Annotated in this window: 10 protein-coding genes; 5 read left to right on the forward strand and 5 right to left on the reverse strand. The window is 59.7% G+C overall.

Annotated elements, in window-relative coordinates; all coding sequences use genetic code 11:
• Positions 1–165: 165 nt before the first annotated feature.
• Both ACT7DV_RS10800 and ACT7DV_RS10805 read right to left on the reverse strand, forming a co-directional pair.
• On the reverse strand, positions 166–1119 hold the full coding sequence (locus ACT7DV_RS10800; RefSeq protein WP_444662491.1) for a metallophosphoesterase: 954 nt from the start codon (positions 1117–1119) through the stop codon (positions 166–168).
• Between the two features lie 119 nt (positions 1120–1238).
• On the reverse strand, positions 1239–3563 hold the full coding sequence (locus tag ACT7DV_RS10805) for a transglycosylase domain-containing protein (RefSeq protein WP_444662492.1): 2325 nt from the start codon (positions 3561–3563) through the stop codon (positions 1239–1241).
• A gap of 225 nt (positions 3564–3788) precedes the next feature.
• Here ACT7DV_RS10805 and ACT7DV_RS10810 point away from each other — a divergent pair, with 225 nt between their 5' ends.
• Both ACT7DV_RS10810 and ACT7DV_RS10815 read left to right on the forward strand, forming a co-directional pair.
• Positions 3789–4265, forward strand: a complete 477-nt coding sequence (locus tag ACT7DV_RS10810; RefSeq protein ID WP_444662494.1) for a RidA family protein — start codon at positions 3789–3791, stop codon at positions 4263–4265.
• A 61-nt stretch (positions 4266–4326) separates the two neighbouring features.
• Positions 4327–5244 carry an NUDIX hydrolase gene (locus ACT7DV_RS10815; RefSeq protein ID WP_444664838.1) on the forward strand — a complete coding sequence of 306 codons (918 nt, stop codon included), beginning with the start codon at positions 4327–4329 and terminating at the stop codon, positions 5242–5244.
• A gap of 75 nt (positions 5245–5319) precedes the next feature.
• Here ACT7DV_RS10815 and ACT7DV_RS10820 read toward each other — a convergent pair whose 3' ends face one another.
• On the reverse strand, positions 5320–5997 hold the full coding sequence (locus tag ACT7DV_RS10820; protein ID WP_022874282.1) for a Crp/Fnr family transcriptional regulator: 678 nt from the start codon (positions 5995–5997) through the stop codon (positions 5320–5322).
• A 204-nt stretch (positions 5998–6201) separates the two neighbouring features.
• Between ACT7DV_RS10820 and ACT7DV_RS10825 the strand changes: the two genes are divergently transcribed.
• Complete coding sequence (locus ACT7DV_RS10825; protein WP_444662495.1) at positions 6202–7392, forward strand: MarP family serine protease; 1191 nt, start codon at positions 6202–6204, stop codon at positions 7390–7392.
• 13 nt (positions 7393–7405) lie between these two features.
• On the opposite strand, the gene aroQ is transcribed toward ACT7DV_RS10825, so the two are convergent.
• On the reverse strand, positions 7406–7858 hold the full coding sequence (gene aroQ, locus ACT7DV_RS10830; RefSeq protein ID WP_444662497.1) for a type II 3-dehydroquinate dehydratase: 453 nt from the start codon (positions 7856–7858) through the stop codon (positions 7406–7408).
• A 129-nt stretch (positions 7859–7987) separates the two neighbouring features.
• Positions 7988–9991 carry an acetate--CoA ligase gene (acs, locus tag ACT7DV_RS10835; RefSeq protein WP_444662499.1) on the reverse strand — a complete coding sequence of 668 codons (2004 nt, stop codon included), beginning with the start codon at positions 9989–9991 and terminating at the stop codon, positions 7988–7990.
• Positions 9992–10184: 193 nt separating this feature from the next.
• Here acs and nth point away from each other — a divergent pair, with 193 nt between their 5' ends.
• Positions 10185–10961, forward strand: a complete 777-nt coding sequence (nth, locus tag ACT7DV_RS10840) for an endonuclease III (RefSeq protein WP_444662501.1) — start codon at positions 10185–10187, stop codon at positions 10959–10961.
• Entirely contained in the window at positions 10958–11635 is a 678-nt protein-coding gene (locus tag ACT7DV_RS10845) for an NUDIX hydrolase (RefSeq protein ID WP_444662503.1), read from the forward strand. The genes nth and ACT7DV_RS10845 overlap by 4 nt, the downstream gene beginning before the upstream one ends.
• Positions 11636–11644 lie beyond the last annotated feature (9 nt).

Genomic DNA, 11644 nt, shown 5'->3' on the forward strand with positions numbered 1-11644 from the left:
GCATTCATCCAGAAGTTAGACAGAGCTTCAGCTTACCGCCAGTGGTTGAGAGAATTCAATCGATTTTCTCATTTGGGAAAGAAATGCTTCAGATGAAGTTAAAGCGGATCCCGGTACTGCACGAAATTCTGTGCAGTACCGGGATCCAGAAGATGAAATTTGCGGCTACTCGCGCCCGGTGAGCGTCACCAGAATTGCTTCCGGCGGGCAAGCAAAGCGGATTGGAGCGAAGCGCGAGGTGCCCAGGCCTGCCGAGACATTCAGGGGAACAGCGTTGCCGGCGTACTCCCAATCGCTCAGGCCACGGGCGCGCCAGGTTGGCAAATCGCAATTCGAGACCAGTGCGCCATAGCCGGGTATGCAGACCTGGCCGCCGTGGGTGTGGCCGGCAAAAATCACGTCGGCTTGTGCTTCTGTGAACTGGTCCAAGACTCGCTGGTACGGCGCATGGGTCAGCGCAATGCGGACGTGGGGAGCCTGGTTGCTGGTTGAGGACCCTCGCGGCCAGCCTGCGAAGTGGTCCCGATCGATGTGCGGATCATCAACGCCGGTCAAATCCAGGCGCAGTCCATTGAGGACCGTTGAATGAGAACGATTGGACATGTTGACCCACCCGGCTGAGCCGAAGGCCCGGTGCATTTCTTCAAACGGAAGCTGATCCCGGGATGATGGATTGGGGGTCCCCTCATTGCGAGCGAAGTACTTGAACGGGTTTTTCAGTTTGGGCGCGTAGTAGCAATTGGATCCCGGAACGAAGGCTCCGGGGAAGGCCATCAGCGGTTCCAATGCCTTGATCAACGAAGGGACACCCTTGCGGTGGCTGAGATTGTCTCCGGTGTTGATGATGAAATCGGGGTTGAGGTCGGCAAGCTCGCGCAGCCATTGGATCTTGGTTTCCTGGCCTGGAACCATATGAATATCCGAGAGGTGCAGGACCTTGATGTCCGAGGCGCCGCGGGGCAGGACATTCAGGGTTTCGCGGCGTAGCCCGAATTTCTGGGTCTCGAGCATGCCGTAGCCAACTAGTGCACCACCTAGCGCCAGGGCTCCACCGGCAGCCAGCGCCGTGGTACCGGCCGCATGACGTAGTGCTGCAGCAATTGTTTTATGTTCAACCATGACCAGTCTGCCATCGTCCTCTCATGCCCGGGGGCAACTTCTGGTGAAGTCCGCTATTGCCAATCTAGACCGAAGGCCGCGTTCAACCAAAGTTGAACGCGGCCTTCAACGGCGCTTAGCTAGTCGTCGGATTTCTTTCCATTGCCCTTGCCGTTGCTGTTGCCGTTGTTCTTTTTCGTATCGCCGCTGTCAGAGTCAGACTTCTGATCGTCGGATTTCTGCGAGTCGGCCTTCTCGTCATTCTTCGAATCATCAGAATCGTTCTTCGACTCGGACTTCGAATCGCTGTCGGAAGAGTCCTCGGAGGCTTCCTTCTTGACTACTGGCCGGCTTCGAGCAGAACCAAAACTGCTGCGATCATATTCGCCAACTGCCTCTTCCATGAAATCAACCCACAATGGTGCTGCGTAGGTCGAGGAATCAACCATTTCCGGAGCTTGCTCATCATTGATCGTTGCTCCGTGCAGGGAGTTCTGTTCGGTGGAAGCCTTCCCGTTCAAACGGCCTACCCATGTAGCAGTGGAGATGCCTGTGGTGTAGCCGACGAACCAGGTCGAGGTCGCGTAGTTGTTCGTACCGGTCTTGCCGGCGATGGGGCCGGGAACGCGGCCCTTGGAAACGCGCTTGGAAGCGATCTTCTTGAGCGTGCCATTGAGGTCAGCTACATATGTCGGATCAATTTCCTGCGAGCAAGTCTCCTGGGGAACCTTGTACTCGTTGCCGTCCTTGTCGGTAACGGCGGTTAATGCGCGAGGCTGGCAGAACTCGCCCTTGTTGGCGAAGGTTGCGAAAGCGGCGGCCTGGGACAGAGGGGTGATATTGGCCGAACCAATGATGAACGATGGGTTAGCCGGGCTGATTGGGCCAGGCTGACCGTTATCCGCGTCCTGGTCCAAAACTCCCAAACGCTTGGTGTAGTCGGCAATGGTGCACAAGTCGGTTTTGTAGGCTTCCTGCACCGTCGCGGAGTTAATCGACCAGTACAAACCAGTGTCTACAGTCATTCGGCGGTAGAAACCTGCCGAAGCGTTTTTCGGCTCCCACTTGGTACCGACCGTAGCCGTGCCACCGGGAAGGCAAGAAGCGCGGAACTTGGTACCAGGCGCGAAGTATGGTCGCTTGGCATTGATGGTGTCGTACATGTGGTTGCCTTCGGTGAGCCAACCAAGGGTGGTGTACGGCTTCATGGTAGAACCGCCCTGGAATCCGCCTGCGCCGCCCTTCGAGCGTTCAACCGCAAAGTTGTAATAGGTGCTTGCGCCCGAATCCTTGCTTTCAGGGCCATAGGTAGTGTTCTGGGCCATGGTCAGGATATTTCCGGTACCAGGCTCCACCGAAACAATAGACGAGTAGATGTCCTTGTTGGACTTGGCATTTGGATCAATGGCCTTGCGAGCGTCGTTGGCAGCCTTCTTGTTCAGCTCGCTATTCAATGTGGTCTTGATCGTCAAGCCGCCGCGGTACAACAGGCCCTCGCGGTCTTCCTTGGTTTTGCCATAGGTGTCGTCACTGAGAATCAGGTTGGTGACGTAATCACAGAAATATGCGTTGTCCTTGGCCGCGGAGCAACCGGAAGGGGAAGTGCTGGGCTTGAGCTCAAGACCGGACTTCACCGCGTCGTCATACTCTTTTTTATTGATTGCACCGGTGCGGTACATGTTGCCCAGCACCTTGTTGCGGCGGTCAAGTGAACGCTCTGGGTTGTTGATCGGGTTGTAGACGTTCGGCAGCTGAACCATGCCAGCCAGCATGGCCGACTGCTGTACGTTCAAGTCCTTGGCGTCCACAGAGTAGAAGCGCTGCGCGGCAGCCTGCACGCCGTATTCGCGACCGGAGAACAGCACGAGGTTCAGGTAGCCTTCGAGGATTTCGTCCTTGGACATTTCCTTTTCGATGGCTACTGCGTACTTGAGTTCGCGGATTTTTTCCGAGTAGTCCTTGTTGCCGGACACGGTGGTTTCCTCGGAACCGCTGAGCTCCTGGTTGTTCACCAGGAGGTTGTTCACGTACTGCTGGGTCAGGGTAGATGCACCAGAGCGCGAAGTGGAGGTCAGGTTGCCGACGATCGCTCGGGCGATGCCCTTGGGGTCGACACCTTTGTGCTCGTAGAAGCGTTCGTCTTCCACCGAGACGATGGCCTTGCGCATATACGGCGAGATGTCATCTAGTGACACAGGTTCGCGATTCTGCTGGTAGAAATTCGCGATGGTCTTGCCGTTGGCGTCGACGATCGTTGAAGGCTCTGAAATCGGAAGCTTCTCAAAGGAGCTCGGGAGCGCGCTGACGATGTTGTTACCGGTGGTCAAACCGGTTTTTGCGATCGCCGCTACGGGTACGAGCATACCTGCTGCGAGCACACCACACAGGGCGCTGATTCCGAAGAACGCAACGACTTTCCCAAGGGTGGTGGCGGTATCAAAAAAGGGGGACTTCTTGGCTGCCATACCCACTAGTTTACAAGGACGCGATAACGTATCCAGTATGACTAAATGGGAATACGCCACTTTGCCTCTTTTGATTCACGCAACAAAGCAGATTTTGGACCAATGGGGGGATGATGGTTGGGAGCTGGTTACTGTAGTTCCTGGCCCCAACGGCTCATCGCCGGTGGCCTACATGAAGCGTCCAAAAGAGTAGCCAAAATATACTTCCTTAAGGAGAAAAAGCCCATGCAAGAAGCGACTTCCTCGCGTGTCGAAACGCGCCTGGCCGAACTGGGTCATGCCCTGCCAGGCGTTGCCAAGCCCGTCGCTGCCTACCTGCCAGCCGTCACCACCGGCAACTACGTTTACACCTCCGGTCAGCTTCCGCTGATTAATGGTGAACTCTCAGTTGTGGGAAAGGTTGGCGCAGAGGTTTCAGCAGAAGAAGCAAAGGCCCAGGCGCAGGTTGCAGCACTGAACGCACTGGCCGCCATCAAGGCCGAAATTGGTGACCTAGATCGCATTAAGCGCATCGTGAAGGTTGTCGGTTTCGTGTCGTCGGCACCGGAGTTTACCGGGCAGCCAGGAGTCATCAACGGAGCTTCCGAATTCTTCGGCGAGGTGCTTGGCGACGCAGGCCTGCATTCGCGTTCGGCCGTTGGCGTTGCCGTGCTTCCGCTGGATGCACCCGTCGAGGTTGAGGTCATCGCCGAATTTGAGTAGTTCACCCCAGTTGCCTTTTGCGCGGCCTGCCAAGGCTTTCCCTTGCGGGCCGCGCAGTGGCATGGTGCGCAGAGTCTTTGATTTGCCACCACACCAGATCCCTACGGCCGAAAATTGGTTTACCTTCGGCTCCCGCACCCCCCGGACACCGCGCCGTGCGTCGTCCGTGTGCCTGGTGCGGGACTGTTCCAAGGGCGTCGAGACCTACTTGACCTTTCGGCCCGGCGGCTCCCCGATGGGCAACGTGGCCTTCCCCGGCGGCAGCCACGAGGCCAGCGACCGGGCAACCTACCAATGGTTTGGACCGAGCCTTTCGCAGTGGTCCAAGCGCATGGACGTTTTGGACCAGCAGCTGGTCCAAGCGCATATCGTTTGCGCCATTCGCGAGCTCTTTGAAGAAACCGGAATCCTGCTGGCGGGTACCGACGAGCAATCCATCATCGAAATGACCGACCCCGAAGAATGGATGAGCGCCCGCGAGGCAATTGCCGGCCAGGATCTTCCATTCGATGAGTTTCTTCGCCGTCGCGGCCTAGGGCTTCGCACCGATTTATTGCGGCCGGTCTCGCACTGGCTGAATCCCAACTTTGCCCTGCGCAGATTTGATACCTGGTACTTCGCAGCCACCGTGCCCAACCGCCAAGAAGCGACGCTGCTTCGCGGCAAGGGCAAATGGGGTGGGTGGCAGGTGGCCGGCGGCGTGTTAGCCCAGCGAAACACCAGCGAGCTCGGCGACCTGGTGGGGCAACCTAATACCGTAGGCTTGAACTTCTCGCAGATCAGCTACCCGGCCGTGGAAATGATGCTTGAAGCAATGTCCGAGGCCAACGGGGTGGTGGCGTATTTGTCGCGGGCGCGGTCCCTGGATTTGAAGCACCCGGACTTGCTGGTGCGCGACGGCATTTATTATCTGGAGGTTCTGGGCTCGATGAGTGCCGAATCCTCGCGCCCCTGGCAGGCCGCCGCGGGCCGCCAATGAATTAGCTAAAACAACTTAAAAATAGTGCGGGCCGAAGATCCAAAAGGATCTTCGGCCCGCACTATTTTGACTGGCTTAGCGTGAACGCTGGCGCAGACGCTGGATGTCCAGAATCACGACGGCACGTGCTTCCAGGCGCAGCCAGCCGCGCTGTACAAATTCAGCCAAAGCCTTGTTTACGGTTTCACGCGATGCGCCAACCAGCTGAGCCAGCTCTTCCTGAGTCAGCTCGTGAGCGACCAGGATGCCGTCGGTTGCTGGACGGCCGAAGCGGTCAGCAAGATCAAGCAGAGCCTTGGCGACACGGCCAGGAACATCGGAGAATACCAGGTCCGCAAGGGACTCGTTGGTGCGACGCAGACGTGCAGCCAGAGCCTGCAGCAGCTGGATCGAGACCTCAGGGGAGTTCAGGATCGCCTTGCGCATGTTCTCGTGGCTCAATCCAGCCAGTCGGGTTTCCGACACGGCGGTTGCAGTCGCGTTGCGTGGGTGTGGATCGAATAGGGCCATCTCGCCAAACAGTTCGCCTGGGCCAAGAACAGCAATCAGGTTTTCGCGACCATCCGAAGAGGTGCGGCCCAGCTTGATCTTGCCCGAAACGATGAAGTACAGGCGGTCGCCCTGATCGCCTTCACGGAACACCGATGCACCGCGGGACAGATCAACCTCGGTTAATTCTTCGGTGAGCGCGGCGAATACTTCATCACCAAGCGACGCAAACAGTGGCGCGCGACGCAGTACCTCGATATCCATTAAATCTCCTGTCAACAGTAGTAGGCGCTTACTTCATTGTGCCGTATTCAGTAACAATGTGACAGTTTCCACACGTGGTTTCACCGAGAAAATGTTGAACGTCACGCTCATTCGGCCAAAACTCGCGAATATGCTCGCAGAAATCCATCAGCTTCTAAGGGTACCTTGGGTTAATACAAAGTATTTGAACGCATTGGAGTCTTGGTGCTCGGAATTTTCAGCTGGCTCGACGTAGTCATCTGCGCTGTTTTGCTGACCTTTTTCATTATCGGACTTCGCCGCGGTTTTCTCTTGACCGTTGGCGACATGGTGGGCCTCATTCTGGGAGGTGTTGCCGCGTTCTTTGCCATCCCGCTGGTTTCCACTTTCGCCAATAACCCCTGGTGGCGTGTTGCGCTGATGGCAGCCACGGCCGCCGTGCTGATTATTCTGGGACAGGCGCTGGGAAGGGTCATTGCCACCCGCATCCGGCACTGGATGAACGTCGATTTCCTGCGCTCTGCAGACCGCATTGCCGGTGGCGTGCTCTCGGTGCTGATTACCGCAACGATCATTGGCGCGCTGGCGTTTTCCACCTCCAGCATGGGTATACCGCGCCTGTCCCTGGAAATTGGAAAATCCACCATGATCCAGGCCATTCGCGGCGCGACGCCGCCCTTTGTGAACTCGGCCATTTCCTCGGCACGCTCCAAGGTGATCGCCGAAACCCTGCCAGCATTCCTGGAGCCCTTTGCGCCGCCGGTGGCCCAGCCCATGGACACCGACTGGGTGGCGACCGATCTCCAGCGGACCGCAGCAGAATCCGCCGCCAAGGTCTCGGGCACGGCAGTGCAATGCGGTGTCAACCTGACCGGTTCGGGCTTTGTGGTGGCTCCAGAAATGGTGATGACCAACGCCCACGTGGTGGCTGGACTCGGGGCAGCCACCGTGGAGACCGGTCGTGACGGAGTTCACCGCGGAAAGGTGGTCTACTTCGATCCTGAGACCGATATCGCGCTGCTTTACGTACAGGGCTTGGGGGCCCCGGCCATTGACCTGGCCGATGAGGATCTCACCCGTGGCGACACCGCGGCATTTATCGGCTATCCGGCTGGTGGACCTCAGCAGATTCGCAGCGCCATGATCGCCTCGCGGGCCAATGTCTCGATCGCCAATATCTACGGCACCGACCCGTCGCGAATATCCGTGTACCAGATCACCGCCGAAGTGGCCCAGGGCAATTCCGGTGGCCCGCTGGTGGACGAAAGCGGGGATGCCGTTGGCTTGATCTTCGCGAAGTCCCGCAGCGACGAGCAGGTTGGATTCGCCCTGAGCCTTGAGGAGATGGAGCGGGCCATGGAGCTAGGTGGCTCGCAGCGTACCTCGGTCAAGACCGGGGACTGCATCGCCAACTAGCAGGAGGGGCAAATTATTTGCCCAGCAGGTGCGCCAGCTGTTCCACGGCCAGCTTGTAGCCGTTGACGCCAGCGCCGACGATGATGGAACTGGCCACCGGTGAAATGTAGGAATGGTGGCGGAATGCCTCGCGCTGGTGCACGTTGGAGATGTGGACTTCAATCGTGGGCAGCTGGACACCGCTGATGGCGTCTGCCAAGGCGATCGACGTGTGGGTGAAGGCTCCCGGGTTCATCACGATGCCCGCAGCACTGGTGCGAGCTTCATGAATGGCATCGATGAGCACCCCTTCATGATTGGATTGCAGGGCGCGCAGCTCAAATCCGAGGGCAGTGGCAGTGTCACGGGCCAGCCGCTCAGCATCGGCCAAGGTGTCATGTCCGTAAATCTTCGGCTCACGGGTGCCCAGGAGGTTCAGATTCGGTCCGTTGAGCAGCAGGATCGTGCGTGATGCGGTGTCAGTCATGGACTCAAATCTAATGCAAAGCGTCTTGAACCACGGCAATTGTCTATTGATGAATGAGAAAAAACGCTACCGCCGGGCAGAACGCGAGCAGCGTTCTGCCCGGCGGCAGCGTGGGCGGTCCGGTGCGGACTACTTGCCCATGGATTGAGCGATTTGGCTCATCACGGTCGAGTCCGAGAGCGTGGTGGCGTCACCCACTTCTCGTCCCTCGGCCACGTCCTTGAGCAAGCGGCGCATGATCTTGCCGGAGCGGGTCTTTGGCAATTCGGGGACCACGAGCACGTGCTTCGGCTTGGCGATCGGGCCGATGTCCTTGCCCACATGGTTGCGCAGCGTTGCAACGACATCCTCGCCTTCGGCAGGCTCGGTCTGCAAGATCACGAACGCGACCACGGCCTCGCCGGTGGTTTCATCCTTGGCGCCCACCACTGCAGCCTCAGCCACGTAGGGGTGCGCGACCAGCGAGGACTCGATCTCGGTGGTGGACAGGCGGTGGCCGGACACGTTCATCACGTCATCCACGCGGCCCAGCAGCCACAGGTCCCCGTCGTCGTCCTTCTTGGCTCCGTCGCCGGCGAAGTACATGTTCTCGAAACGGGACCAATAGGTTTCCTTGTAGCGTTCCATGTCGCCCCAGATGCCGCGCAGCATTGAAGGCCACGGCTCGCGGATCACCAGGAAGCCGCCTTCGCCGTTGCCCACCGACTCGCCGGCTTCATCCACCACATCGATGCTGATGCCCGGAACCGCGACCTGCGCGGAGCCTGGCTTGGTGTGGGTGACGCCGGGCAGGGGAGCGATCATGTGCGCGCCGGTTTCGGTCTGCCACCAGGTATCGACGATCGGGGTCGGGTGCTCCTTGCGCTCGCCATTCTTGCCGTTGTTGGTGCCGATGACATCGCGATACCACATCCAGGCCTCGGGGTTGATCGGCTCGCCGACCGAACCCAGCACGCGCAGGGAAGAGAGGTCATAGCCATCGGGAATCTGGCGGCCCCACTTCATGAAGGTGCGGATGGCGGTAGGCGCGGTGTACAAAATGGAGACGCCGTACTTTTCCACCAATTCCCACCAGCGGCCCTGGTGCGGGGTATCCGGTGTGCCCTCGTACATCAACTGGGTCGCGCCATTGATCAATGGGGCATAGGTGACGTAGGAATGGCCGGTGATCCAGCCGATATCGGCGGTGCACCAGTACACGTCGGTTTCCGGGTGCAGGTCGAAGGTGTCGCGATGGGTGACCGCGCCCTGGGTGAGGAAGCCGCCGGTGGTGTGGACGATGCCCTTGGGCTTGCCGGTGGTGCCCGAAGTGTAGAGCACGAATAGCGGGTGCTCGGAATCGTGCGCTACCGCGGTATGCTCGGTGGAGGCTGCGTCCACCACCTCGTGCCACCACTTGTCCAAGGGGCCGAATTCCACTGGCTCGGCGTTGCGCTTGACCACCAGAACATTTTCCACGGTGTGTCCCGGAGCGGCCAGTGCGCCGTCCACTGCGGCCTTCAAGGCCGATGGCTTGCCGCGGCGCCAAGTGCCGTCGGCGGTGACCACCAGCTTGGCATCGGCGTCGTCGATGCGGCTGCGCAAAGCGTCGGCGGAGAAGCCCCCGAAGACTACCGAGTGGATGGCACCAATGCGGGCGCAGGCCAGCATGGTGATCACGGCTTCGGGAATCATCGGCAGGTATACGGCCACGCGATCCCCCTTGGCCACGCCCAGGGACTCGAAGGCATTGGCGGCCTTCTTGACCTCCTGGGTCAGCTGGGCGTAGGTGTAGGTGCGGGTGTCGCCTGGCTCGCCCTCGAAGTAGATCGCCACCCGGTCGCCCAGGCCGTTTTCCACGTGCCGGTCCAGCGCGTTGTAGGCCGCGTTGAGCTTGCCTCCGACAAACCACTTGGAAACCGGCGCTTGCGACCAGTCCAGGGTTTGCGTGAAATCAGTATCCCAAGTCAGCACCTTGCGGGCCTGGTCCGCCCAGTAGCCCAAGCGGTCAGCCTCAGCTGCCTCATAGCTGGCCGAACTGGCTACGGCATGGTCGCTGAACTCTTTGCTGGGGGCAAAGGCACGGGTTTCATTCGACAGGTTATCCAAGGTCTTCGAATCGCTCACGGGCTTCGCATCCTTCCGCGTAGTCATAGATATTCTCTGTGATCAAAGTTACATGCTTCGGGGCAGGCGGCAGTGGTTTGTGTCACCAGCAAGGGGAATTCCGGGTGAATTCTGCGCCGAGTGGTCATCGTGCCGCGACGAACTGCATCGGATCACGGTGTCCGAGGGTGAAAAGTGCAGGTACTCATGGCACGATCTAAGCGTGGCGAATAAAGCAAAAATGGAAACCGAATTGGCGCTCAAGCGGCGGGCTCGCAAGATCAACCGGGTACTGGCCGAAACCTACCCCTATGCGGTCCCGGAGCTGGATTTCGAGAACCCCTTTGAACTGCTGGTCGCTACGGTGCTCTCCGCCCAGACCACCGACGTCAGGGTCAACGCCATCACCCCGGCGCTCTTTGCCAGGTTCCCGGACGCGATAGCCATGAGCCAAGCCGAACGCAGCGAAGTAGAAGAGCTGATTCGGCCCACCGGATTCTTCCGAGCCAAGACCGATTCGCTCCTGGGCCTTTCAGCCGCGCTGGTGGAACGCCACGATGGGCAGGTCCCGCCGGAGCTTGGGGAATTGGTCAAGCTGCCCGGGGTCGGGCGCAAAACCGCAAACGTGGTGCTGGGCAACGCCTTCGGCGTTCCGGGGATCACCGTCGACACCCACTTCGGACGCCTGGCCAACCGCTTTGGATGGACCGATGAAACCGACCCGGTGAAGATCGAGCATGCGGTCGGGGAGCTGTTCGACAAGCGCGACTGGACCATGCTCAGCCACCGCGTGGTCTTTCACGGCCGGAGGATCTGCCACGCCCGCAAACCCGCCTGCGGGGTGTGCCCGGTAGCCAAGCTGTGCCCCTCGTTCGGCCTCGGCGAGGAAATACCTGCCAAGGCAAAACAGTTGCTTAAGTATGAGCTGGCTCCCGGGCGCGAGGATCTTCTGGCAAAAATGCAAGCAGGTGCGACCCGGAGGCAGCTGAGAGCCGAAGGATATGGACTAGACGCATGAGCGCACGCAGCGAGTTGAAGCAGGTCGTCGCAAAACATCGAGCCACCGCTGGAGCACCCCAAAAGCTGCCCAACCAGTGGATCAACATGGATTTGGACAGCAACCCGGCCCGCCGGGCCGCGGTGCTGATCCTCTTTGGCGCTGCCGGCACCGCACCGCTTGCCGACCAGGCCCGCGCCCAGGATCTGGACCTGCTCTTTGTTGAGCGGGCCACCACGCTGCGCAAGCACGCCGGGCAGATCGCTTTTCCCGGCGGCGGCATAGACCAAGGCGATTCGAGCGCCTCAGACGCTGCACTGCGCGAGGCCTGGGAGGAAACCGGGCTGGATACCAGCGGCGTCGAGGTGCTCGGCAATTTGAGCGAGACCGAACTGCCGGTCACCAACTTCCTGGTCACCCCGGTGCTGGGCTGGTGGCATACCGAATCCCCGGTCCATGCCGTTGACCCCGCCGAAAGCGCCGGAGTTTTCAGGGCACCGGTGGCGCAGCTTCTCGATCCCAGGAACCGGCTGACCGGGGTGGTGCAGCGAAACCAGCAGAAGTTCACCTCGCCGGCCTTCGAATTTGGCGACCGGATCATTTGGGGGTTCACCGCAATCGTGCTTGACCGGCTCTTCACGGAACTGGGGTGGACGCGCGCCTGGAACCGGCACCGGGAAATGCGCATGGCCTGAAGGCGCAGC

The organism is Glutamicibacter sp. TV12E (assembly GCF_052441935.1).
In the GTDB taxonomy this organism is placed as follows: Bacteria; Actinomycetota; Actinomycetes; order Actinomycetales; family Micrococcaceae; genus Glutamicibacter.